Origin of the sequence: Flavobacterium sp. (genome assembly GCF_043779715.1) — a bacterium.
In the GTDB taxonomy this organism is placed as follows: Bacteria; Bacteroidota; Bacteroidia; order Flavobacteriales; family Flavobacteriaceae; genus Flavobacterium.
In genome coordinates this window covers 1-24,300 of the sequence record NZ_JAYWDT010000030.1, presented here as the reverse complement: position 1 = coordinate 24,300, position 24,300 = coordinate 1, and the positions used below count along the sequence as shown (strand labels likewise).

Here is a 24,300-nt window from a genome sequence, read left to right as displayed (position 1 = left end):
ATTCTAAATAATTTTTTATTTTAAAATTAACAATTTACATTTGCTAAAATTTAATGATTCTAAATAAAAACAAAATGAAAAATTTATTTTTTAAGTCGGCATTCTTAATGTGTGCTGTAATAATTGTTGTTTCATGTAACAATGACGATACTACGGTTCCTGTAAGTAATGATGTTACAAAAGGACAGGTTATAGAGAATTATGCAAATATCGCTCATGCCAATTATCAGAAAGCTTACGATGATGCTGTTATGTTAGAAGCTGCGATTATCACTTTTACTACAACACCAACCCAAGCTAATTTTGATAATGCTAAAGCAAAATGGAAAATATCTCGTGAAAGTTATGGTACAACCGAAGCCTTCCGTTTTGCTGATGGACCAATTGACGATATAAATGGCCCAGAGGGATTAATGAATGCTTGGCCTCTAGATGAAAACTACATTGATTATGTAGATGGAGCCTCAACCTCCGGAATCATAAATGATGCTATTACTTTTCCTGTTATCAGTAAAGATATTATTTCGGGTCAAAATGAAAATGGTGGAGAAAAAAACATCAGTACAGGTTATCACGCTATTGAATTTTTATTGTGGGGACAAGATTTAACTGCGCCATCTGCAAATTTAGCTGGGCAAAGACCTTATACTGATTTTGTTACAGGAGGAACAGCATCAAACCAAGCTAGAAGAGGTTTGTATTTAAGAGTTTGTGCCGATTTATTGACTGATAATTTAGATTATTTAGTTAATACATGGAAAGTGGGAGGGGCTTATAGAACAACTTTTTTAGCTTTAAATAAAGATGTAGCCCTAAAAAATATTTACACAGGAATTTGCACACTCTCTGGTGCCGAATTGCCTACCGAAAGAATGGATGTGGCTTTAGGAAACGCAGACCAAGAAGACGAACATTCTTGTTTTAGTGATAACACTCACAGAGATATATTTCTAAATTTACAAGGTGTAATAAATGTATATAATGGAACTTATGGTACAATTACGGGTGCGTCATTGAAAAATTTAGTAAAACAAGCAAATGAAACGTCATTTAATGAAACTTTGAGTTCTGAAACTTTAGCAATTAATAAAGTCAATGCAATACTTACTCCATTTGATTTAGCAATTTCCGGAGGATTAACTTCTACTGAAGGAGCAAAGGTTAGAACTGCTGTTTTGCAATTGAAAAATTATAGTGGAAACTTAATTTCAGGGGCATCAAAAATTGGAATTATTGTAAATTAATTATTAATTTTGCAAATAAATTTAAGGTGTTCGTTTTAACGTGAACACCTTTTTTAATTCATTTTGGTAATGAAAAATAAAAGATTAATAGCCTGTATCATAATTATTCAATGCCTTTATAGTTGTAGTAAAAATGATGAAACTGAATATATCACTTTAGAACCAGAAGTAAATGAACAATACTCGGGAGGTGATGCTACGGTTTTTAATGAATCTTCTGAAGCGTTTGGTTTTTTTGCACAACAATTAACAACAGATGAACAATCTGATTTTGGTATTGGGAATTCATTTTTTAGACAAAGTTGGGTCACTGCACCGTCAACTACCACCGCGCGAGATGGTTTAGGTCCATTTTTTAATGCAATTGCTTGTGCAAGTTGTCATTTTAAAGATGGTAGAGGTCGTCCGCCAGCATTTGATGGAGAATTAGGACGTGGTTTATTATTAAGATTAAGTTTATCAGGCAATCACCCTAACGGAAGTTCATTTTCAGATCCTGTTTATGGTAATCAATTACAAGACAATGCTATTTTAGGGCAAACTACAAAGGGAAAATATAATATAAGTTATCAAACAATTGAGCAAACATTAGCTGATGGAACGATTGTACAATTACAAAAACCAATTTATACAATTAATAATTTGGGTTACGGGTCTTTAGCAAATAACATCTTAGTCTCTCCTAGAATTGCAAATCAGATTATAGGATTGGGTTTGCTTGAAGCTGTACCAGAATCTACTATTTTAGGATTTATAGCTGCTAATAATAGTAACGGAATAAGTGGAAAAGCAAATTACGTTTACGATATTGAAACTAATTCTCAAAAGCTAGGACGTTTTGGCTGGAAAGCCAATCAACCCAGTATACGTCAACAAGTGGCTGGTGCTTTCTCTGGCGATATGGGAATTACAACAAGTATTTTCCCTAACGAGAATGCACCCCCAAGCGTTGATTTAAGTACTATCTCTAACGGAGGTAGTCCTGAAATATCAAATGCTAATTTTGATAAAGTTGTATTGTACTCTAGTTCACTAGCAGTTCCAGCAAGGCGAAATTATACCGATCAGAATATATTAAAAGGAAAGAAAATTTTTAACGATATTCAATGTGCCAGCTGTCATATTCCAAAAATGCAAACAGGTAGTTTGTATCCAATTGTGGCATTTAGAAATCAAACAATAAGACCATATGCCGACATGTTACTACACGATATGGGTGCTGACTTGTCTGACAATACTCCAGATTTTCTTGCTAATGGAAGCGAATGGAGAACACAACCACTTTGGGGAATTGGATTGATTAATACTGTGAATGGACACACTAATTTACTCCACGATGGTAGGGCTAGAAATATAACTGAAGCCGTTTTATGGCATGGTGGCGAAGCACAAACATCTAAAGTAAAATTCAAGCAATTGTCAACTATAGATAGAAATAACTTACTTGAATTTATTAATTCATTATAATGATTAGTCAGTCAAATCGATTGATTTTTTTATTACAAAATCTTTAAAAATATCTAATTTTCTAATTCACAAATTCTTTCAATTAGTTTATATTTGCAACATTAAAATAAAAAATCATGTTTAATAGTTTAAGCGAAAAGCTAGATAAAGCCTTCCATATATTAAAAGGTCACGGAAAAATTACCGAAGTAAACGTAGCCGATACACTAAAAGAAGTGCGTCGTGCCTTACTTGATGCCGATGTTAACTTCAAAATCGCAAAAGATTTTACTACCAAAGTAAAAGAAAAAGCAATAGGAGCAGACGTTTTAACAACCTTACAGCCAGGGCAATTATTAGTTAAAATCGTAAAAGATGAACTAACTGAGTTAATGGGTGGTGATGTGGCAGGAATTAATCTTTCTGGAACACCAACCGTAATTTTAATGTCGGGATTACAAGGTTCAGGAAAAACTACTTTCTCTGGAAAACTAGCTAATTTTCTAAAAACTAAAAAGAACAAAAAACCATTATTGGTTGCTTGTGATATTTATCGTCCTGCAGCAATAAATCAGCTGCATGTAGTTGGAGAACAAATAGGTGTTGAGGTATATTCAGAGCCAGAAAACAAAAATCCAGTCGATATTGCTCAAAACGCAATCAAACATGCTAAAGCAAATGGTTTTAATGTGGTTATTGTCGATACTGCGGGTCGTTTAGCTGTTGATGAAGAAATGATGGCAGAAATCTCTCGTGTTCATAAAGCGATTCAACCACAAGAAACCTTGTTTGTTGTAGATGCGATGACAGGACAAGATGCAGTAAATACTGCAAAAGCTTTCAACGATATTTTAAATTTCGATGGTGTAATTCTTACTAAATTAGATGGTGATACACGTGGTGGAGCTGCGATTTCGATTAAATCGGTAGTAAACAAACCAATCAAATTCGTAGGGACTGGTGAAAAAATGGATGCGATCGATGTTTTCTATCCAGAACGTATGGCAGAACGTATTCTTGGTATGGGTGATGTTGTGTCACTTGTAGAAAGAGCGCAAGAGCAATATGATGAAGAGGAAGCTAGAAAAATCCAAAAGAAAATCGCAAAGAATGAGTTTGGTTTCGATGATTTTTTATCTCAAATTCAGCAAGTTAAGAAAATGGGTAATATGAAAGATCTTGTTGGTATGATTCCAGGAGCAGGAAAAGCTCTGAAGGATGTTGAGATTGAAGACGATGCTTTCAAACATATTGAAGCTATAATTTATTCGATGACTCCAATCGAGAGAAGCAAGCCAGCAATAATCGATGTGAAAAGAAAAACTAGAATTGCAAAAGGAGCTGGAAGGAAGCTAGAAGAAGTCAACCAATTGATGAAACAGTTTGACCAAATGAGCAAAATGATGAAAATGATGCAAGGTCCAGGCGGGAAAAATATGATGAAAATGATGGGCGGAATGAAAGGCGGAATGCCTGGAATGAAATAATAATTAGTCAGAAAGTCGAAAGTCTTAAAGTCATAACGACTTTCGACTTTCGACTTTCGACTTTAAGACCAAAATAACAATGATTCTACTAGACGGAAAAAAAACAGCACAAGACATTAAAGTCGAAATTACAGCCGAAGTTAATAAAATGAAAGCCAACGGAGAAAAAGTACCACACTTAGCCGCAGTAATTGTGGGTAGCGATGGTGCCAGTTTAACCTATGTTGGTAGTAAAGTAAAAGCTTGTGAATTAGTAGGATTCGAATCGACACTGGTAAAAATGCCAAGTACCACATCAGAAACTGAATTACTTAAAAAAATTAAGGAATTAAACCAAAATGACGATATCGACGGATTCATTGTACAATTGCCATTGCCAGAACAAATAGATACACAAAAAGTATTAATGGCTATCGATCCAAGTAAAGACGTAGATGGTTTTCATCCCGAAAATTTCGGAAAAATGGCACTCGATATGACCACATTTATTCCAGCAACACCTTTCGGAATTCTCGAATTATTAGAGCGTTACGGAGTAGAAACCAAAGGAAAACACACTGTAGTTATTGGTCGTAGTCACATTGTAGGTCGTCCTATGAGTATCTTAATGGGAAGAAAAGGTTTTCCAGGAAATTCGACAGTAACATTAACACATAGTTACACTAAAAATATTGCACAAATTACCACGCAAGCCGATATTATAATTTCAGCATTAGGCGTTCCTAATTATCTTAAAGCAGAAATGGTAAAAGATGGGGCAGTTATTATAGACGTTGGAATTACTAGAGTTCCAGACGAAACAAACGACAAAGGATACTTAATTACGGGTGATGTCGATTTCGAAAATGTTTCTAAAAAAGCATCTTATATCACACCAGTTCCTGGAGGAGTTGGTCCTATGACTATTGCAATGTTGCTAAAAAATACTTTGCTAGCAAGAGAACAACGAAAAGTAAATAATTAGTTTTTTATGAAAATTTCTGTTGCAACAAGATCTCAATTAGAGATTGTCAAAGATTTAGCGTATAAAATCTGGCCAAGTACTTATGGTTCTATTTTGTCAGGAGTGCAACTCAATTTTATGTTAGATAAATTTTACAATTTAAGCTATCTCGAAAATCAATTAATAAATGAGAATCAAGTTTTTTTATTAATCGAAGAGAATAATAAATATTTGGGTTTTTGCGCGTATGAATTGAATTGTGAATCTTCAAGCAAAACCAAATTACACAAGATTTACGTTTTACCAGAAACACAAGGAAAAGGAATTGGTAAAATATTATTGAATGAAGTCGAAAAAATAACATTAGAAAATAATAATTCAGCACTTTTTCTAAATGTAAACAGATACAATAACGCACAAGAATTCTACAAAAAACAAGGTTATTCAGTAATTAAAACAATTGATATCGAAATTGGAAACGGTTATTTGATGGAAGATTTTGTGATGGAAAAAACTTTATAAATAATCGTATATTCGTAAAATGAATTTCCTGCGAAAAATACTATTTCCATTTGCCATTTTATATGATTTTATAACCAGTATTCGTAATTTTCTTTTCGATTTCGGAATTCTAAAATCCTATTCTTTTCCCATTCCAGTTATTGCCGTAGGGAATCTCAGTGTTGGTGGTACAGGAAAAACACCACAAATAGAATATCTAACCAGATTATTATCTCATCAATACCAGATTGCTACTTTAAGTCGAGGCTATAAGCGAAAATCTGAAGGTTTTGTCTTGGCAAATGAGACTTCAAATGCAGAAATTTTGGGTGACGAACCATTTCAGTTTTATAAAAAATTTCCAAATATTCAAGTCGCTGTCGATGCCAATCGCAAAAACGGAATAGAACAATTACTCTCGTCGTCTAACAAACCGGATATAATTTTGTTAGATGATGCGTTCCAACATCGTAAAGTAAAAGCAGGATTTTACATACTACTTACTGCTTACAATGATTTGTTTATCAATGATTTTATGCTTCCCACAGGTAATCTTCGAGAAAGTAGGAGTGGAGCAAAAAGAGCAACTATCATAATTGTCACAAAATGTCCTAGAGATATTTCGGAAGCCGAACAAACTCAAATCAAAGAGAGAATTGGTGTCGACAAAACGATATTCTTTACTTTTATAGATTATGATGATAAAATATATTCAAACAACAAAACGTTGAATGTAAATGATGTAAAAACTGTTGATAAATTACTTGTCGCAGGAATTGCTAAACCTGAATCCTTTTTTGCATATTTGCAATCCGAAAATGACGAATGTTTGGTTTATCCGGATCATCATCATTTTTCAGAAAAAGATATTATTGATATTAAAGAAAAAGCAAAAAATAAAATCATTATTACTACCGAAAAAGACTTTGTTCGCCTTAGCGAAAAGTTAAAAAATGATAACCTTTTTTATTTACCAATAAAAAGCTCATTTGTAAATAACGGAGATGATTTTGATAAAAAAATTATAAATTATGTGGGAGCAAGTACAACAAACGGCTGATTTTATTATAAATAAAACTAATTTTTCGCCAGAATATGGTGTGATTTTAGGTTCGGGATTAGGGAATTTTACTGATGATATCGAGGTAGAATATATTTTGCCTTATTCAGAAATTCCAAATTTTCCAGTTTCTACAGTTGAAGGACACAAAGGCGCTTTGGTTTTTGGAAACATTCACGGAAAAAAAGTAGTTGCCATGCAAGGACGCTTTCATTTTTATGAAGGTTATGATATGAAGCAAGTTACTTTCCCAGTTCGTGTGATGAAACATCTTGGCGTTGAAAAACTAATAGTTTCTAATGCTTCAGGAGGTGTAAATCCTACTTATAAAGTTGGTTCGATTGTGATTATCAAAGACCATATCAATTTTATGCCAGAGCATCCGCTTCGTGGTAAAAATGACGAACGTTTTGGCCCTCGATTTGTAAATATGAGCGAACCATATAGCCGTAAAATGTTGGCTAAAGCCAAAGAAATTGCTGCCGATTTAGATATTAAAGTAGAAGAAGGAGTTTATCTTGGTTTACAAGGCCCAACTTTTGAAACCCTTTCAGAATATAGAATGGTAAAAATTCTAGGTGCCGATTGCGTAGGAATGTCTACCGTTCCCGAAGTTATTGTAGCAAGTCATATGGGTTTAGAAACTTTCGGAATCTCGGTAATAACGGATATGGGGAATGAAGAAAGTATCGATACTATTACACATGCTGAGGTACTTGAAGCCGCTGGTAAAGCTGAACCACATGTTCGCAGTTTGATAAAAGAATTAATTATACAGTATTAGTTTCTGCCAACAATGTATTCTCAATGACTTTATAAAAATTATCAGGATTAAAAGGTTTGGTAATCACATCGTTCATGCCGTAGGAGAGCAGCATTTCTCTGTTTTCGTTTAGAGAAATTGCTGTGAGTGCAATGATTGGGGTATTAATGTTGAATTTCCTAATCTCAGCAGTAGCAATAGTACCGTTTATTCCAGGTAAATGCACGTCCATGAGAACTAAATCGTATTGATTAGTTTTCATTTTGATGATGGCGTCTTCACCAGTTTCGCATATTTCGCAACGCATTTTTTTCTTCTCTAGGAATTTTTTGGTAATCATTTGATTTATTTTGTTGTCTTCAACCAACAAAATCTTTTTACTTACAAATATTTTTTCATCAATAAGATTGTTTATTGTCGAGGGAATAATTTTTTCTCCAATTTTAAAATTTAAATTTAATGTAAAAGTAGAACCAACACCGATTTCGCTACTTATCGCTATTTTTCCTTTCATTAACGTGACCAACCTCTTTACAATTGTTAATCCCAATCCTGTTCCGCCGTATTTTCGGTTAATTTCTACCGAACCTTGTGAAAAACTTTCAAAAATAGATTCTTGCTTGTCTTTTGGAATACCAATTCCAGTATCTTTAACTTCAAATTTAATTAGACAATTGTCAATATCTCTATTTATAAGCTTAGTGTTTACAGTAATAGTTCCGTTTTCTGTAAATTTTAAGGCATTGTTTATCAGGTTTATAAATATTTGAGATAATTTTGTTGGATCACCAATTAAGATTTCGGGAACTTCATTATCTATATTTAAAATAAAGTCATTGTTGTTCTGACTTGCTTGTTCTTTAAGCGAACTTTGAATGTTGTTTAATAACTCTTTGATATTAAAACTGATATTTTCAATTTCAATATTATCAGATTCAATCCTGTTTATTTCAAGAATTTCGTTAATGTAGGTGAGCAAATAATTTCCTGAAAATTTCAATGATTTTAAATACTCAATTTGGCTAGGTTTTGGTTTGTCATCTAACAAAATATGAGAGATTCCATTAATAGCATTTAGCGGAGTTCGTAATTCGTGACTTACCGTCGATAGGAATTCGGCACGAGCTTTCGATGCTTTTTCTATTCTCTCTTTTGCAATTTCGAGCTCACTATTTTTATCTCGAAGCAACTCGTTCGATTTATTTCGGATAATATTATTTTTATACAGCGACAAACTTAAAAGCGAAAGGATAGTGATTAATGCAATACTCAGAATGTTAATTAATTTCGAAAACTTATTCGATTTTTCCTGTTGTTTTTTCTCTTTATCCAATTTATCTAAAGAACGCATCATGTCATCGACCTTAAATCGTTCGGTGACTAAAGTTTTATCGCTGTTTTCTAATAAAGAATCTAAGGAATCTTTTAATCTAGTATGTATTTTTAAAAAAGCAAGTGAATTATTCGTTTGCTTCATATTTTCGTATACTTCACTTAGTTTTTTACTAATTTTTAGTTGCTGGCTGGTGTTTTTATTCTCAATACTTAATTGGTAACCTCTGTTCAGATAATTTAAGGCAAGGTTGTTTATTTTTTCCTTGGCTTTTATTTGCCCTAATTGATACAACGCTTCAGATTGTATCTTGAATGTGTCTTTTCCTAAGGGCAAATAAGAGATTTGTAAAAATATATTTTCGGCCTGATTTACTTCTCTTTTGTCTAAATACATAAGGCCTTTTTGAAGGTTTACCATATTTACGGCATTAGATAAATTGATGCTTTCGTAAACTGAATTTGCCTTTTGAAAATAAGATTCGGCTTTACTAAAACTTTCTTTTTGCATATAGCACGAGCCTAAATTGTAGTAGGATAGGGCTAATTTAGAATTAACCTGAACAGTATTTAGGATAGATACCGTTCGCAATAAATTTTCAATAGCAATATCGTATTTTTTCAAATCGATATACACTGTCGCCAAACAATAATAACCGTTTGCCAGCGCATCTACATTATTGGTTTTCTGGCCAAAAACTATCGATTTGTTTGCATTTTCTAAGGCTTTGTCAAAAACTTTGTTGTTTTTAAAATAGTTTGCTTTTTCGGTATAAAAAAAAGAACTATCAACTTTCAATACGGATTCTTGCCCGTTTCGTGAGAAAACAGAAATTGAAAAAACAGAAAGGAAAATTAAGAATAATCGTTTAGACATTTTTTTTCAGTTAAGAAAAGATACACTAAATATAATTATTTTTTGTGAATAAGTAAAATTAAATCAATAATTCTGCTAGAATAACCTATTTCATTGTCGTACCAACCCACAACTTTGACCATTTTATCTATGACAGAGGTCAGTTGCGCATCAAACAAACACGAGTTTCTGTTTCCAATAATATCGACTGAAACGATAGGGTCTTCGGTATAGGCGAGAATTCCTTTTAGTTTGTTCTCTGCGGCAATTTTAAAAGCATGATTTATTTCCTCGATAGAAACTTCACGTTTTACATTGAAAGTAATATCAGTCAGTGAACCATCTGGAACGGGAACACGAATACCACAACCGCCTATTTTTCCTTCTAGTCCTGGAAATATTTTTGTTAAGGATTTTGCTGCACCAGTCGTTGTAGGAACAATACTTTGACTTGCACCACGTGCTCTTCGTAAATCTTTATGAGGCTGATCATGCAAACTCTGATCGGTCGTGTAGGAATGAACCGTTGTAATGTAAGCTTGCTCGATACCACATAATTCCTGAATTACTTGTATCATCGGAGCGGCGTTATTTGTGGTACAACTCGCGTTGGAAATTATAGTTTCTGTTCCATCAAGAATATGATCATTTACACCTAGAACTACGGTTTTTATGTTTTCTACTTCGGCTGGAGCTGATAAAATAACTTTTTTTGCACCAGCTAAAATATGCTCATTTATATCGTCGAAAGTTTTGTATTTCCCTGTGCTTTCTATAACAAAATCGATACCTAAAGACTTCCAGTTTAATTTTGAAATGCCTTTTTCGTGAAAGAATAGATACGGTTTTCCATCTACTAAAATGGAAGTTTCATCAAACGAAACATTTGACGATAAAACACCATGAATACTATCGTATTTTAACAAATGAGCCATCGTTTTATTGTCGGAAATGTCATTTATAGCAATGACTTCAATTGTAGGATGATTTAATAATAATCGAAATAAATTTCGACCAATTCTTCCAAAACCATTTATAGCAATACGTATTTTCAAAGTTTTTGTTTATTCGGTTATTTGCTTAACCGATTAACCGAATAACCGAATAAACAAATAAACATTTTTATAAAATATGTTTCTGAGCGTGATATGAAGAACGAACTAACGGACCACTTTCTACGTGACGGAACCCCATTTCTTTACCAAGAAGTTCATATTTTTCGAACTGTTCCGGCGTTATAAATTCCTTCACGGGTAAATGTTTCTTGCTGGGTTGCAAATATTGTCCAATGGTTACAATATCTACATTTGCTTCACGCAAATCCTTCATGGTTTGTATTACTTCTTCTTCTCTCTCGCCCAAACCAAGCATGATTCCAGATTTTGTTCTTTTAATTCCTTTGGCTTTCAAGTAACGTAAAACTTCTAAACTTTTGTCATATTTCGCTTGAATTCGAACTTCACGAGTTAACCTGCGAACGGTTTCTACATTATGAGATACTACTTCAGGATTGGCTTCTACAATTCTATCTAAATTTCTTTCTACACCTTGAAAATCTGGAATTAGAGTTTCTAAAGTCGTTTCAGGATTCATTCTTCTAATCGCTTTTACGGTTTCTATCCAAATAATCGACCCCATATCTTTTAGATCATCTCTGTCTACACTTGTAATTACAGCGTGTTTGATGTTCATTATTTTTATAGAACGAGCTACTTTTTCAGGTTCGTCCCAATCGACAGTTTCCGGACGACCAGTTTTTACACCACAAAAACCACAAGAACGCGTACAAATATTTCCTAGAATCATAAATGTTGCTGTTCCTTCTCCCCAACATTCACCCATATTCGGGCAACTTCCAGAAGTGCAAATGGTGTTTAGCTTGTATTTATCTACAAGACCACGCAATTCGGTATATTTTTGACCAATGGGTAATTTTACTTTTAGCCATTTTGGTTTTCCTACAGGAAGTATGTTAGAATCTAGGACAGTTTCCATAAAATGTAATTTTTCACATGACAAAGATACTAATTGTAGTTTATTTGTGGATTTGTTTAGCCGTTATTTTCATTTTTTTTTAAATAAAAAAGCACACTAAAATAGTTCTTAGTGTGCTTTGTAAAAGTTAGTAATTTTATATTTTAATTATTGTGTTTTAACCACAATTGGTAAAGAATATGAAGTTCTTACGGGTTTTCCTTTGTAAATTCCAGGTTCCCATTTTGTTTTTATAGATTTTAATACACGAATTGCTTCTGTGTCTAATCCAAAACCAGGGTTTTTAGGAACTGTAATGTTAGATAAAGTTCCATCTCTTTCGACAACGAAGAATACTAGAATTTTTATTGTTTTTTCTTCCTCTAGTTCTGGGGTAACAAATTTTTTACCTACGGTTTTTAAGAATTCATTTATTCCGCCAGGAAAGTTAGGAGATTTGTCTAAAATCCCTGAAGATTTAATTTCATTAGGATCGTCAGCAGGTTCAGTTATTACTACGACACTAGTATTTGTGTTTCCAGTTTCAGGATTAGTTTCAGTTCCAGTTCCAGTTGATGTTGTATTTGTAGTATTGGTTTTACCAACATCTTCGGGTTTTGTAAAGTAAATATCTGGAGCTGTTGTAGCTTCAACAATTCTAGTGTTTGCTAAATCTCTAGATTTTATTGGGTTTTGCGCTTCACTTTTTGTAGTTGGTAATACTTTTTTTATTTCCTCGTTCTTAAAAACTACTTCTGTTACATGAAGAAAAGGATCTGGTGCTAAAGGTTTTGCAACTGGTTTGTCAGCAAATGAACTTAATAAAACAGGCAACAATGCAATTCCAGAAATTAATGCAATGGCACTAAAAAAAGCTTTTATAGTTGTTTTTCCATCTTCTTGACGCAATTGATACGCACCGTATTCTTTGTTTTTTCCTTCAAAAACCAACTCTAACCATTCGTTTTTGTTAATGTTTAATTTTGACATAATTTTCGGTTTTTATAATTAATAATCTTCTAATGTTCTGATTGATTAATTGAAAAAATCGTGCCAAAATTTTGTTAAATACATTGATAATGTTAATTTTTATGCAAAATATTGATTTATAGTCAAATTAATGATTATAGTTTAAAGAAAGTAAATTTTGCGATGTAAATTATGCTTTTGTGATAATCTCAGCCAATAGTTTTTTAGCTCGAAGAAGTTTTATTTTTACATTATTTAGCGGTTCTTCTAAATCGTCTGCAATTTCTTGGTAGCTCATTTCCTGAAAATAACGCATCTGAATAACTTCTTGGTAAGCAGGTTTTAATTCTTTGATAAATTGTAGTAAACGAGATAAATTTTGCTCGGTAATTAATTTGTCTTCTGCCGAAGGTGAAGTATCGGCAATAGAATAAGCAATATCGTCTTCTTCATCAGTAATATCTATAAAAAGTGATGATTTTTTCTTTCTAAGCAAATCTATATGTACATTTTTTGCAATAGCAATGAGCCAAGTATTAAACTGAAATTCGGGATTGAAAGTTGCTATTTTGTCGAAAGCTTTAGAGAAAGTTTCTATCGTAATATCTTCAGCATCGGTTTCATTTTCAGTACGTTGTAGCATAAAAGCATATACTTCGTTCCAATAACTATCTAACAGAAAAGTAAAAGCAATTTGATCGCCTAATTTGGCTTTGTCTATATGTTTTTTTATTTCCAAGTCACTGGTTTTGAGAAAATATTTCTAATAAACACGTTTAATTGTGTGAATATAAGAATAATTTCTAGAACAGGGAACCAATAGATAACATCTTTTTCTTTTAGTTTTCCTGCGGAATATCCTAAAGAAATCCACGCAATTAGGTATCTAAAAGCAATCATTGATGTTACAATAATCCATTGAAATTGAAAAGCCAATAAAACAATAGGAATAAGTAAGAAAAATAATTGCGAAAAATAAAAGAAACCTAATTGTGTTTTGTCGAAAGATTTATAATGTTTTGCTGTCGAAACATGACGGCGTTTTTGCATAATCCAATCTTTGAAAGTTTTCTTCGCTTTCGAATAAGTAAAACTCTCAGGATTGTAAGCAATAGCAATATTGTGTTTGTTTGCCGCTTCGTTTATAAACAAATCATCATCACCCGAACGTAATTTCATGTGGTTTATAAAACCATTTACCTTAAAAAATTCATCTTTTTTGTAACCTAAATTTCTACCTACACCCATATAGGGTCTGCCTAGTTTTGCCCAAGCAAAATATTGTGTTGCAGTAACTAAAGTTTCAAAACGGATTAATTTGTTTAAAAAACTAGGTTCTTTTTCGTAGGCACCATAACCTAAAACAATAGTTTTGTGTAATGTAAAATGAGAAGATATTTCTGTAATCCAGTTTTCAGAATTTGGATAACAATCGGCATCTGTAAAAAGTAAATAATCTTTTGTGGCGGCTTTGATACCAAGGGTTAATGCGAATTTTTTGTTTCCCCAAAAAGCTTCGTTGTTGGCTACTTTTACTAGTTTTACATTAGTATATTGTTTTTCAAACTGTTCGAATATTTCTAAAGTTTCGTCGCTAGAAGCATCGTCTATTAGTATAATTTCGAAGTTTGAATAATTTTGATTTGCTAGAAGCGGAATAAAGTTTTTTACGTTTTCTTCTTCATTTTTTGCGCAAACAATTACCGAAACCGAAACGTGTTTAGCTGTGCTTTCTTGTGGTTTTGCAAAAGAAAATTTACCAAAAATAAAGAAATAGTAAATTACCTGAATAACTACAATTCCTATAAATATGTAAAGTAAAATGAGTAAAAATTGTGCCATAAAAATGAATCGAAAAATATTTTGCAAAGGTACTAAAAGATTTTAGATTTCAGATTTCAGATTTCAGATTGTTTGTAAAAGATTATTTTTTATTTTTCGCCATTTCTTGAGCTATTTGACAAGCGTTATAATCTTGAGTTTTTTCTAATTCAGAAATGATATTTTGATGGTTTTTTTTGTCTCGATTTTGAGATATTTTTTTAACTGCTTCTATCGAAGTTATTTCTATTTGAAAAGCAACAATTCCTCGTGCTTGTCGCATGGTTTTTTCTGATAAATCTTCGATTCTGACTGGATTTTCAGAATTAGCTTCATATTTATCGACTAGTTTTTTTAATGAATATAGAGTTTCTTCATAATCTAAAATTTTTACTTTCCCATATACGTGAACTGCAATATAATTCCAAGTGGGAACGTTTTCGTGATCGTACCAAGAAGAGGAAATGTAAGCATGCGAGCCTGAGAAAATAGCTAAAATTCGATTGTCATTCTCAAAAATTTTCCATTGTGGATTTTCTTTAGAAATATGTCCTTCTAAAAATTGTTTTCCGTTTTCTTTTACTTCAAATTCTAGTGGAATATGAGTTGCCAGAATATTTCCGTCATTTTGATTTATCAAAATTCCGAAGCTGTTTTTTTGAAGAAAATCGATTATATCTTCTTGATTTTCGTTTTTGTAAATATTTGGAATATACATAATTTTAAAATTAAATCATATTGACTTCGGCTTCTATATGAATGTCAGATATTTCATAAGTAAGCTCGTCTAAATATTTTTTATGTTATTATAAAAAAAATTAATTAAAACCTCGTTTTCTAACCAACAGCCAAATCACAACTGGAGCACCAATTATAGAAGTTATGGCATTTATAGGTAAAGTAATATTTGTTCCAGGCATTTGCGAAACCATATCACAAAATAACATAATAATAGCTCCAAATAGTAAAGTGCTCCAAAATAAAATCCAATGATTACTTGTGTGAAAAACTATTTTTGCAATATGAGGAACAGCTAGTCCTACAAAAGCTATTGGCCCTGCAAAAGCAGTAATACTTCCAGCTAAAATACTCGTTGCTATAATGATGATAAACTTTGCTTTTTTGAAATTTATTCCCATACTTCGGGCATAATTTTCGCCCAATAATAATGCGTCCAAAGCTTTAATATTCAAAAGACTTAAAAACAAACCAATTGTTACTGCTACAAGAAGAATTACAATTTGATTCCAAGATAAATTACCCAAACTTCCCATAGACCAAAAAGTGAATTTTTGTAATTGTTCTGCCGAAGAAAAATAAGTTAAAACACTAACAATTGCGCCAGCAAAACTACTAAACATCAGTCCCACAATGAGAATGGTAGCAGTATCTCTCAATCGTTTTGAAACTAACAAAACCAAAAACAAAACTAGCAAACTTCCCAAACAAGAAGCAAGCATAATTCCGTAAGGTGACAAAAAATAATCGGCAATAATACTTGGTAAATAACTAGCACCTAAAATAACAAAAGCAACACCTAAACTCGAACCTGAACTAAGCCCTAAAACATAAGGACCAGCTAATGGATTTCTAAATAAAGTTTGCATTAATAATCCAGCAACAGATAACCCCATTCCGACTAAAATAGCTGTAATAGCTTTGGGTAAACGATAGTTAAAAATAATATATTCCCAAGTTTCTTTGCTTGCTTGTGATCCTGTAAGACTTTTGAAAATTTCTTTGAAAGGAATAAAAACTTGACCCAAACTAATATTAATAAAAAACAACAATATCGCTCCAATAAGAAGTGTCAGAAAAAGGAATATATTTCGTTTGTTATTAGGCAATTTAATTCAGTTTTTGAGCAAAAGTTAATGCGTAATCAGGCAATAACTCTGGATGAAAAATTTTGATATAATCCTTTAATACCAAATCAGGGCGGCTTGGAGCTAATTCATAATAAATAGTTCCGCCTTTTGCTCCTAATTTTGCTTCAAAAGTATATACATTTTTGTTTTTAAACGCATCGAACTGACTATAGTGAGGATTGCTTTTCTCCAATTCGGCTAATGATTTATAATGCCCAGCAGCAATCCAACAGCCTGCGTTTTTTGCCTTGTCCAGAATATTTTCAAATGACAATCCCAAGCTACCAGTTCCTTCAACGTCTTTCCAGAGATAATTCGCTTTTGCATCTCTCAAAAACTGGGCAACCCAGCTGTTTCCTTTAGCAACAAACCATTGGTCCTGATACATAGAACCATAAAGAACCGAAGTTTCTGCCTTACTATTTTTAACGGATAATAAAGCAGCATTATAATTTTTTACAATATCATCAAAAAGTGTTTTAGCTTCTTTTTCTTTGCCAAAAAGTGCGCCAAAAAATTTTATCCATTCAGCTTTTCCAAGTGGTGATTGTTCCATCCAATCGGCTTGAATTAGTACTTTTAGACCACTTTTTTGTAAATTATCAATCATTGGATTGTTGTTGTCTACCCCAAAAGCGACAATGAGGCTAGGAGCCAAATCAACGAGACGTTCCATATTTAATTTTTCGTTTTGCCCTACGTTTTTTACCGAACCAGCATCAATTAATTTTCTGGTTTTCTCGGACGAAACATAATCGGTATGTGGAAAACCAACTAGCGATTTCTCTACACCAAGCATTTCTAAAAATGGAATATTAGTAGTCGAGGTAACTACAATCGATTGTATCGGAACAGAAATGGTAATTTCTTTTTGTAAACTATCCGGAACGATTCCGTTTTTCTGTTTTAGAATATAAGTAAAATTTTTATTAGCATCTGGCCAAGGATTTGAAACCTTAACAATCGAATATCCTTCTCTTTTTTCAATCGATAAGCTTTTTGAATATTTAATCAGGTTACCAGTAATTGCGGGTGAAACCGTTATAGAGGTTTCACTTTTTTTGCACCCAATGAATGTTAAAAACAATATGAAATAGGATAATTTTAGGATATTTTGGTTCATGATTTCTTCAAATTTGAAAGCAAAGGTAAAGGATAATTTTTTTATAATGAGAATCAAATTTTTAAAGAGGAGTAGAAAGTATGAAACATAAAATAAAATTTATAACAATTGTTATACGCATAATTTTATATTTGTACTTCTGTTTTTCTTTTAATAAGAAAGTAAAAACAAATCTCTAAATTGACACTATAATGCTGAAAATTTGCTCTTTTTTGCCTGCTGCGACTTCTATGATTTACGAAATGGGATTAGAAAACGAATTGGTAGGGGTTACTTTTGAATGTCCTTCAAACAAACCAAAAGTAGTTCGTACTTATCTTGAAGGGACTCATCACTCCAGTAAAGAAATTGATCAAATTGTATCTCAATCGAAAGCGCAAGGAAAAAGTTTATATTATATCGACGATGCTTTGTTAGCATCATTACAACCCGATATTATTTTCACACAAGATGTGTGCGATGTTTGTCAGATAGACACCAGTCACGTGGCTCGTTCTATTTATAAATTAACGAAAGAGCCAGAATTGATTCCGCTTATTCCAAGAAATTTAGAAGATATTTACAAAAATGCGATTACTATTGCTAAGGCTTTTGGTAAGGAAGAACGAGCGTATGAATTACTTGTAAAACTTAAAATTAGAACTGATTATATTCTCAATACACTTCGAAAAAATAACGCACCACTTAAAAGAGTAATGGTAATGGAATGGTTAGATCCTATATACAATTGTGGACATTGGATTCCGTATCAAATATCGCAAGCGGGAGGAGTCGATATGCTTTCTAACCCATCTGGCTATTCAATTGTTACGGATTGGGAACGAATTCGTTTATATAACCCAGAAGTTTTAGTTGTTGCTCCCTGCGGATTTGAGGTAGAAAGAGCCAGTCAAGAGATAGAAGCCTTAACAAAATTAGAGGGTTGGGATACGTTAAAAGCCGTTCAGAATAATGCTGTTTTTATGGCTGATGCCGATTTGTTTACCCAACCCAGTACAACTGTTGTTGATGGAATCGAATTGCTAGCGGCATTGTTTCACCCAACTATTTTTGAAGTTCCAAGTAAATTGAAACACAAATATTTGGCTTTTCATACTGCTGAAAAAGTAATGAGATGACAGTGATTTTTCCCAATACTATTCGAGTGAAAAACTGTTCTGCTTGTGGTGCTCCATTCAATTGTGGCGATCCGCCAGAGGGAAGTAAATGTTGGTGCAATGATTTTCCGCCTATTTTTACTCCGTCGGAAGTGGTAGATTGTTTGTGTTCTATTTGTTTTAAAGTATCATGTTCATTAAAAATTGATGAGTATGTAGCGACCATAACGCCAGAAACTGCCCTTGAAAATAGAGCAAAAGACTTGCCTAAAACAACTAATTTGCTGGAAGGAATTGATTATTATATAGAGAACGAAAATTATGTTTTTAAGGCATTTTTTCATCTCAAAAGAGGACATTGTTGTACCAATGGGTGTAGGCATTGCCCATACGGATTTAAAAAATAAAGAAAAATGATTTATTTAATAACAGGCGGAGAACGCTCAGGTAAAAGTAGTTATGCTGAAAATTTAGCTAAAGAATTATCGGACAAACCAATGTATGTGGCGACGGCTCGAAAATGGGATGATGATTTCCAAAAGAGAATAGATCGTCATCAAAAAGATCGAGACGAACGATGGACAAACATTGAAAAAGAGAAACACCTGAGCGAAATTTATTTCTCTGGGAAAGTTGCCGTTATTGATTGTGTGACGCTTTGGTTAACCAACTTTTTTGTGGATACCAAAAACGATGTAGAATTGTGTTTGAAACAAGCAAAATCCGAATTCGATGCCATCGCCAATCAAAAAGATACAACCATTATTCTCATCACTAACGAAATAGGAATGGGCGTTCACGCCGATACTCACATTGGACGAAAATTTACCGAATTACAAGGCTGGATGAACCAATATTTAGCCAAAAAAGCGCATACCGTTGTACTGATGGTTTCTGGTATTCCTGTAACAATAAAAGGAAATTAGCAATAATAATTTGATGACCATGTTTGATTTAGATGAAATTTTAAAATCCCGTCGCGACACTCGTCATTTTATGCATGATGAGGTTCCTGATGCGGTCATTGAAAAAGCACTGCAAGCTGGACATTGGTCACCTTCTGTGGGTTTGACTGATGCCACAAAATACTATCTCATAAAGTCAGCAGAAATTAGAAAAGCCATCAAAGAATTGTTTTTGGAATATGACAAAAAAGCAACTAATCAAACCGATAACGAACAACAAAAATCACAATATCAAGCCCTAAAACTTGAAGCGATTGAGGAAGCGCCACTCGGACTTGTGATTTGTTACGATCGTTCGGTTCTCAATAATTTCACCATTGGAACTGTTGGTAGTAACGAATCGATAAAATTTAGTGCGGTTTGTGCGGCACAAAACATATGGCTTTCCCTTACGGAACAAGGCTATTCCATGGGTTGGGTTTCTATTTTAAATTATTATGAGTTTAAAAAGTTATTGGGGTTTCCCGAAAATATCGAACCTTTGGGGTATTTCTGTGTGGGTAAACCTGCTACGAATTATGAAAACCAACCCATGTTGCAGCAACTGAATTGGAAGCAAAAATCGGAAACTCCATTTGTTGAAGAAATTTCAATACTTCATAAAAAAGAATCGGAAATTAAATTGATTCTTGATAAAGTAGAAAAATCTATTTCAACTGAATTTGAAGCAGCTTTGCAACATAAAATTGACAACAAAACCAAGCCTGCAGGTTCTTTAGGAATGCTAGAGGTTTTAGCAAAGCAAATTGGAGTGCTGTTTCAAACCTTGGAGCCAAAAATCACAAAACCAAATATGATTATTTTTGCTGCCGATCATGGAATTGCAAATCATGGTGTGAGTGCGTATCCGCAGGATGTTACACGTCAAATGGTAACTAATTTTCTTGAAGGTGGAGCAGCGATAAATGTGTTTTGCAAGCAACATAACATTCAATTGTCCATTGTAGATTCTGGGGTGAATTATGATTTTTCGACGAATGTCAATTTGATTTCAGCAAAAATAGCAAAAGGGACACAGTCTTTTTTACATGGTGCAGCAATGAGTTCAACCGAACTCGATTTGTGTTTTGCTAAAGGAAGTGAAATTGTTAAAGCTATTGCAAAAACTGGAAGTAATTGCATTGGTTTTGGCGAAATGGGAATCGGAAATACATCAACGGCTTCGGTTTTAATGAGTGTTATTTTAGAATTGCCAATTGAAGATTGCGTAGGAAATGGAACTGGAGTGAACGATGAAAAACTTCAATTTAAAAAAGAAATTTTAAAAAGAGCAATTGAAAATTATAAAAATGATAATGATTTGGATAGCAAGTTAGCCTATTTTGGAGGATTCGAAATTTGCCAGATGACTGGAGGAATGCTTGAAGCCTATAATAATAATATGTTGATTCTAGTTGACGGATTTATTTGTAGCATCGCTTTTTTAATTGCATTTAAAAAGAATCCGGGGATTATACAAAACGCTATATTTTGTCATCAATCTGCCGAGCAGGCACACATGAAATTGTTGAATTATTTAAATGGAAAAGCTATTTTAAATTTAAATTTGCGATTGGGAGAAGGGACAGGTTGCGCGGTGGCATTTCCAATAATTCAATCGGCAGTGACATTTTTAAATGAAATGGCAAGTTTTGAAAGTGCAGGAGTGAGTCAAAACTAATCAAGGAAGTTTATTTAGTATTCAGTTATAACAATAAAAAATGAAAAAAGAAATCCATATATTTTTTACCGCATTAATGTTTTATACCCGAATTCCGTGCCCGAAAAACATCGATCACAATCCAGATTATCTCAACAAAGCTTCTCGGTATTTTCCGTTTATTGGTTGGATTGTAGGAGGAATAAGCTTTGCAGTCTATTATTTCTCATCTATCATCTTTTCTCATGATATAGCGATTATTCTAGCAATCATTGCAGGAATTCTAACCACAGGTGCTTTTCATGAAGATGGTTTTGCCGATGTTTGTGATGGTTTTGGAGGTGGTTGGACTAAAGAAAAAATCCTAATAATCATGAAAGATAGCGCCATTGGAGCGTATGGAGCAATTGGTTTGGTGTTGTTATTTTTACTAAAGTTTCATGTTTTGAAACAATTATGCAACATACAATTTATAATTTATAATTTACAATTCACAATTTTAATATTGTTTGTAACCGCACATGCTATAAGTCGGCTAGCTGCTATTTCTATCGTATTTACACACGAGTATTCTCGCGATGGTGCTTCGAGTAAAAGCAAACCTATTGCCCAAAGTTACACTTGGCGAGAAGTATGGGGTGCATTCTTTTTTGGATTAATGCCACTTCTATTTTTGTCTTACTTTCAATGGCAATTTGTACTGGCGATTATCCCTGTTATTATCGCTCGTTTTTTTCTAGCTCGCTATTTTCAGAAATGGATTGATGGTTATACTGGAGATTGTCTAGGAGCAACACAGCAAGTGTGTGAAGTTATTTTTTATCTGTCAATTATAGGGATATGGAAGTTTATTTAGTGCGTCATACCGAAACAGTTTGCGAAAAAGGTATCTGTTATGGTCAAGCCGATGTAGAAATTCAAGAAGATTATTTACCACTTTTCGAATCTATAAAAAAAGAAATCCCCGAAGACGCTATAGTATATTCGAGTCCTTTGAAGCGATGTGTAATATTAGCTAATTATATTTCAAAAGGAAATTTCAAAACTGATTCCCGATTAATGGAAATGAATTTTGGTGATTGGGAATTAAAAAAATGGAACGATATTCCAGAAGATGAAATTAATCCTTGGATGCAAGATTTTGTAAATGTATCTGTGCTAAATGGAGAATCATTTGTAGAATTATACGAAAGAGTGAATACTTTTTTTGACGAAATAAAAAAAACAAATCCATCAAAACCAGTTGTAATTATAACACATGCTGGTGTTATTCGAAGTGCTTTGTGTAAAATTTCTAAATTACCACTTAAGGATGCTTTTCAAAATAAAGTTAATTTTGGGGAAGTAAAAAAGATGAATTTCTAATAAAAATTTAATTTAATCACGATAATATTGATTTTACTTTAAAAATATATTTAAAAAGTCTAAAAGAATTGGTTTATTAATATTTATGCAATTATCTTTGCACCCGAATTAAGGTTTCTAACTTTTTATAAAAAAAGAAAGGAATTAAAAGGGAATTTGGATAAATACCAAAGCTGTTCCCGCAACTGTAAGCTAATTAAGCTTGTTGTTATCTACAAAACCACTGTTTTTATATTTTAGATTTCAGATTTTTTAAATCCTAAATCGAAAATTAAGAATGGGAAGGCAAACAACAAGACGCAAGCCAGGAGACCTGCCTAAATTCGATGATGTATCAAACTTTCGGGAAAAAAGGTTTGGGTATGGGTAATTTCATGCTTTTCTCCCATTTTTATTATTAAAAATGTTTTATTAAAATGAACAAAAAAATTGCTTTTGCAGGTGTTTTTATACTTGTAGCTATCGGTGCGTTTGCACAAGAAAATGATTCAATAAAAAAATTAGATCAAGTTATAATCTCAGATTCTAAATTTGCTTTACCTAAAGAAAAATCAGGAAAAGTAATTGTAAAGATTACATCAGAGGATTTAAAAAACAAAGCAGGGGAGTCTGTAGCTTCTATTTTAAGTACTGTTGCTGGTGTCGAAATTAATGGAAATCAAAGCCGTAATGGTAAAGATTTAGGTGTTTACATTAGAGGAGGTAGAAACCATCAAGTTTTAATTTTAATTGATGGTGTTCCTGTAACAGACGCTTCTGGAACTAGTATATCATACGATTTGAGATTACTTCCTGTAGAACAAATTGAGAATATCGAAATTATGAAAGGTGCATCAAGTACATTATATGGTTCTGGAGCAGCAACGGGAGTTATTAATATTACTTTAAAAAAAGCCTCTAAAAACGGTATAAGTGGTAATGCTTATACAAGTATGGGTACGCAAACAGTAGCAAAGGTTAAAAGCTATAATCCAACAGAATATAATCAAGGTTTTTCATTTATAGGAAAAGGAGAAAAAGTTAATTTTTTTGGAGCATTAAATCATACTAATTCTGAAGGTATTTCTGAAGCAAAATCAGCCGATAAAAACATTATTTTTGAAAATGATAAATTTTCGAGAGTGAATTCAGTAGTAAAATTTGGTTTAACACCAACAAAAAAATTATCATTAGATTTTTCTGCAAATTATGATAAGATGAAAAATGATTTTGATGGTGGTTCTTTTTCTGATGATAAAGATAATTATTCTTCATCAGAACAGTTTAGAGTAGGATTTTCTCCAAGATATAAATATAATAAAGGAGAGTTTGTTATCAATTCTGGAGCAGGAATGATTGAAAGGAATATTTTATCTTACGGAACATTATTTAATTTCAAATCAAGAAATATAAATACTGATGTGTTTAATAAATACAATTTAACAAGCCAAGTGTTTGTTATCGTTGGAAGTCAATTGCAATTTCATGAAATGTCTAACGATAGTCAATATGGTTCTATTGCTAAAGAAACAGCAAAGTTTAGTATGATAGATCCATACCTTTCGGCAGTTTATAATTCTAGTTTTGGATTAAATATTAATGCAGGAGCAAGATTTAATATACACAGTAAATACGGTAATCATATAGTATATAATATTAACCCATCTTTTGTTATCCCGAGCACAAACGTAAAATTATTAGCATCATATAGTACAGCATTTGTTGCGCCTAGTTTGTATCAATTATATTCTCCTTATGGAGATATAGAATTAACTCCCGAAGAAGATGCTACAATAGAAGCAGGTTTTGAAGTAGCTTTGCTAGACAAAAAAATAACTTTAAATGCAGTAGGTTTTTTAAGAGAAGAG

The 24,300-nt window shown here is 32.7% G+C and carries 23 protein-coding genes and 1 riboswitch; of the genes, 14 read left to right on the top strand and 9 right to left on the bottom strand.

The features are described 5' to 3' along the window. Window positions 1-74 precede the first annotated feature (74 nt). From ACH2BG_RS01250 to ACH2BG_RS01220, 7 genes are all read left to right on the top strand, one after another. Window positions 75-1,244, top strand: coding sequence for an imelysin family protein (locus ACH2BG_RS01250; RefSeq protein WP_395045918.1), 1,170 nt, complete (start codon window positions 75-77; stop codon window positions 1,242-1,244). A gap of 69 nt (window positions 1,245-1,313) precedes the next feature. After that, entirely contained in the window at window positions 1,314-2,711 is a 1,398-nt protein-coding gene (locus ACH2BG_RS01245; protein WP_395045917.1) for a di-heme oxidoredictase family protein, read from the top strand. Between the two features lie 116 nt (window positions 2,712-2,827). Further along, window positions 2,828-4,177: a signal recognition particle protein gene (gene ffh, locus ACH2BG_RS01240; protein WP_395045916.1), complete on the top strand. Its 1,350-nt coding sequence runs from the start codon at window positions 2,828-2,830 to the stop codon at window positions 4,175-4,177. Between the two features lie 79 nt (window positions 4,178-4,256). After that, window positions 4,257-5,141 (top strand): bifunctional 5,10-methylenetetrahydrofolate dehydrogenase/5,10-methenyltetrahydrofolate cyclohydrolase, encoded by an 885-nt coding sequence (locus tag ACH2BG_RS01235; RefSeq protein ID WP_395045915.1) that lies wholly within the window; start codon window positions 4,257-4,259, stop codon window positions 5,139-5,141. 6 nt (window positions 5,142-5,147) lie between these two features. Next, window positions 5,148-5,642 carry a GNAT family N-acetyltransferase gene (locus ACH2BG_RS01230; RefSeq protein WP_395045914.1) on the top strand — a complete coding sequence of 165 codons (495 nt, stop codon included), beginning with the start codon at window positions 5,148-5,150 and terminating at the stop codon, window positions 5,640-5,642. Between the two features lie 19 nt (window positions 5,643-5,661). Next, window positions 5,662-6,681: a tetraacyldisaccharide 4'-kinase gene (gene lpxK / locus ACH2BG_RS01225; protein WP_395045913.1), complete on the top strand. Its 1,020-nt coding sequence runs from the start codon at window positions 5,662-5,664 to the stop codon at window positions 6,679-6,681. Further along, the gene (locus tag ACH2BG_RS01220; RefSeq protein ID WP_395045912.1) at window positions 6,653-7,465 is read left to right on the top strand and encodes a purine-nucleoside phosphorylase; all 813 of its coding nucleotides are present in this window, start codon (window positions 6,653-6,655) and stop codon (window positions 7,463-7,465) included. Before lpxK ends, ACH2BG_RS01220 begins: the two co-directional genes overlap by 29 nt. Here the strand turns inward: ACH2BG_RS01220 and ACH2BG_RS01215 are convergent. From ACH2BG_RS01215 to ACH2BG_RS01175, 9 genes are all read right to left on the bottom strand, one after another. Next, window positions 7,452-9,653, bottom strand: coding sequence for an ATP-binding protein (locus ACH2BG_RS01215; protein ID WP_395045911.1), 2,202 nt, complete (start codon window positions 9,651-9,653; stop codon window positions 7,452-7,454). The genes ACH2BG_RS01220 and ACH2BG_RS01215 overlap by 14 nt on opposite strands. A gap of 35 nt (window positions 9,654-9,688) precedes the next feature. After that, window positions 9,689-10,687, bottom strand: a complete 999-nt coding sequence (gap, locus tag ACH2BG_RS01210) for a type I glyceraldehyde-3-phosphate dehydrogenase (protein ID WP_395045910.1) — start codon at window positions 10,685-10,687, stop codon at window positions 9,689-9,691. Between the two features lie 67 nt (window positions 10,688-10,754). Continuing rightward, window positions 10,755-11,627 (bottom strand): lipoyl synthase, encoded by an 873-nt coding sequence (lipA, locus tag ACH2BG_RS01205; protein WP_395045909.1) that lies wholly within the window; start codon window positions 11,625-11,627, stop codon window positions 10,755-10,757. A gap of 147 nt (window positions 11,628-11,774) precedes the next feature. Next, window positions 11,775-12,596: an energy transducer TonB gene (locus tag ACH2BG_RS01200; protein ID WP_395045908.1), complete on the bottom strand. Its 822-nt coding sequence runs from the start codon at window positions 12,594-12,596 to the stop codon at window positions 11,775-11,777. A 169-nt stretch (window positions 12,597-12,765) separates the two neighbouring features. After that, window positions 12,766-13,314: an RNA polymerase sigma factor gene (locus ACH2BG_RS01195; protein WP_395045907.1), complete on the bottom strand. Its 549-nt coding sequence runs from the start codon at window positions 13,312-13,314 to the stop codon at window positions 12,766-12,768. Further along, entirely contained in the window at window positions 13,305-14,417 is a 1,113-nt protein-coding gene (locus tag ACH2BG_RS01190) for a glycosyltransferase (protein WP_395045906.1), read from the bottom strand. Before ACH2BG_RS01190 ends, ACH2BG_RS01195 begins: the two co-directional genes overlap by 10 nt. 82 nt (window positions 14,418-14,499) lie before the next feature. Next, window positions 14,500-15,114 (bottom strand): FMN-binding negative transcriptional regulator, encoded by a 615-nt coding sequence (locus tag ACH2BG_RS01185; RefSeq protein ID WP_395045905.1) that lies wholly within the window; start codon window positions 15,112-15,114, stop codon window positions 14,500-14,502. A gap of 100 nt (window positions 15,115-15,214) precedes the next feature. Beyond that, window positions 15,215-16,243, bottom strand: coding sequence for an iron chelate uptake ABC transporter family permease subunit (locus ACH2BG_RS01180; RefSeq protein WP_395045904.1), 1,029 nt, complete (start codon window positions 16,241-16,243; stop codon window positions 15,215-15,217). A 1-nt stretch (window position 16,244) separates the two neighbouring features. Continuing rightward, window positions 16,245-17,387, bottom strand: a complete 1,143-nt coding sequence (locus tag ACH2BG_RS01175) for an ABC transporter substrate-binding protein (RefSeq protein ID WP_395045903.1) — start codon at window positions 17,385-17,387, stop codon at window positions 16,245-16,247. Window positions 17,388-17,578: 191 nt separating this feature from the next. Between ACH2BG_RS01175 and ACH2BG_RS01170 the strand changes: the two genes are divergently transcribed. From ACH2BG_RS01170 to ACH2BG_RS01140, 7 genes are all read left to right on the top strand, one after another. After that, on the top strand, window positions 17,579-18,505 hold the full coding sequence (locus tag ACH2BG_RS01170; protein WP_395045902.1) for an ABC transporter substrate-binding protein: 927 nt from the start codon (window positions 17,579-17,581) through the stop codon (window positions 18,503-18,505). Beyond that, a complete protein-coding gene (locus ACH2BG_RS01165; RefSeq protein ID WP_395045901.1) occupies window positions 18,502-18,891 on the top strand; it encodes a DUF5522 domain-containing protein in 390 nt (129 codons plus the stop codon). The genes ACH2BG_RS01170 and ACH2BG_RS01165 overlap by 4 nt, the downstream gene beginning before the upstream one ends. A gap of 6 nt (window positions 18,892-18,897) precedes the next feature. Further along, window positions 18,898-19,410, top strand: a complete 513-nt coding sequence (gene cobU, locus ACH2BG_RS01160; protein ID WP_395045900.1) for a bifunctional adenosylcobinamide kinase/adenosylcobinamide-phosphate guanylyltransferase — start codon at window positions 18,898-18,900, stop codon at window positions 19,408-19,410. Between the two features lie 19 nt (window positions 19,411-19,429). After that, window positions 19,430-21,109, top strand: coding sequence for a nicotinate-nucleotide--dimethylbenzimidazole phosphoribosyltransferase (cobT, locus tag ACH2BG_RS01155; protein WP_395045899.1), 1,680 nt, complete (start codon window positions 19,430-19,432; stop codon window positions 21,107-21,109). A 40-nt stretch (window positions 21,110-21,149) separates the two neighbouring features. Continuing rightward, on the top strand, window positions 21,150-21,944 hold the full coding sequence (locus ACH2BG_RS01150; protein WP_395045898.1) for an adenosylcobinamide-GDP ribazoletransferase: 795 nt from the start codon (window positions 21,150-21,152) through the stop codon (window positions 21,942-21,944). Further along, window positions 21,929-22,453, top strand: a complete 525-nt coding sequence (gene cobC, locus ACH2BG_RS01145) for an alpha-ribazole phosphatase (RefSeq protein ID WP_395045897.1) — start codon at window positions 21,929-21,931, stop codon at window positions 22,451-22,453. Before ACH2BG_RS01150 ends, cobC begins: the two co-directional genes overlap by 16 nt. A gap of 94 nt (window positions 22,454-22,547) precedes the next feature. Beyond that, window positions 22,548-22,789, top strand: a riboswitch (cobalamin riboswitch). A gap of 80 nt (window positions 22,790-22,869) precedes the next feature. Next, on the top strand, window positions 22,870-24,300 hold a 1,431-nt coding region (locus ACH2BG_RS01140), incomplete at its 3' end, for a TonB-dependent receptor plug domain-containing protein (protein ID WP_395045896.1).

Bases quoted from the DNA above. Each gene is read 5' to 3' on its own strand.
- ACH2BG_RS01250 (WP_395045918.1), top strand. From the start codon at position 75: ATGAAAAATTTATTTTTTAAGTCGGCATTCTTAATGTGTGCTGTAATA.
- ACH2BG_RS01245 (WP_395045917.1), top strand. From the start codon at position 1,314: ATGAAAAATAAAAGATTAATAGCCTGTATCATAATTATTCAATGCCTT.
- ffh (WP_395045916.1), top strand. From the start codon at position 2,828: ATGTTTAATAGTTTAAGCGAAAAGCTAGATAAAGCCTTCCATATATTA.
- ACH2BG_RS01235 (WP_395045915.1), top strand. From the start codon at position 4,257: ATGATTCTACTAGACGGAAAAAAAACAGCACAAGACATTAAAGTCGAA.
- ACH2BG_RS01230 (WP_395045914.1), top strand. From the start codon at position 5,148: ATGAAAATTTCTGTTGCAACAAGATCTCAATTAGAGATTGTCAAAGAT.
- lpxK (WP_395045913.1), top strand. From the start codon at position 5,662: ATGAATTTCCTGCGAAAAATACTATTTCCATTTGCCATTTTATATGAT.
- ACH2BG_RS01220 (WP_395045912.1), top strand. From the start codon at position 6,653: ATGTGGGAGCAAGTACAACAAACGGCTGATTTTATTATAAATAAAACT.
- ACH2BG_RS01215 (WP_395045911.1), bottom strand. From the start codon at position 9,653: ATGTCTAAACGATTATTCTTAATTTTCCTTTCTGTTTTTTCAATTTCT.
- lipA (WP_395045909.1), bottom strand. From the start codon at position 11,627: ATGGAAACTGTCCTAGATTCTAACATACTTCCTGTAGGAAAACCAAAA.
- ACH2BG_RS01200 (WP_395045908.1), bottom strand. From the start codon at position 12,596: ATGTCAAAATTAAACATTAACAAAAACGAATGGTTAGAGTTGGTTTTT.
- ACH2BG_RS01190 (WP_395045906.1), bottom strand. From the start codon at position 14,417: ATGGCACAATTTTTACTCATTTTACTTTACATATTTATAGGAATTGTA.
- ACH2BG_RS01185 (WP_395045905.1), bottom strand. From the start codon at position 15,114: ATGTATATTCCAAATATTTACAAAAACGAAAATCAAGAAGATATAATC.
- ACH2BG_RS01175 (WP_395045903.1), bottom strand. From the start codon at position 17,387: ATGAACCAAAATATCCTAAAATTATCCTATTTCATATTGTTTTTAACA.
- ACH2BG_RS01170 (WP_395045902.1), top strand. From the start codon at position 17,579: ATGCTGAAAATTTGCTCTTTTTTGCCTGCTGCGACTTCTATGATTTAC.
- ACH2BG_RS01165 (WP_395045901.1), top strand. From the start codon at position 18,502: ATGACAGTGATTTTTCCCAATACTATTCGAGTGAAAAACTGTTCTGCT.
- cobU (WP_395045900.1), top strand. From the start codon at position 18,898: ATGATTTATTTAATAACAGGCGGAGAACGCTCAGGTAAAAGTAGTTAT.
- cobT (WP_395045899.1), top strand. From the start codon at position 19,430: ATGTTTGATTTAGATGAAATTTTAAAATCCCGTCGCGACACTCGTCAT.
- ACH2BG_RS01150 (WP_395045898.1), top strand. From the start codon at position 21,150: ATGAAAAAAGAAATCCATATATTTTTTACCGCATTAATGTTTTATACC.
- cobC (WP_395045897.1), top strand. From the start codon at position 21,929: ATGGAAGTTTATTTAGTGCGTCATACCGAAACAGTTTGCGAAAAAGGT.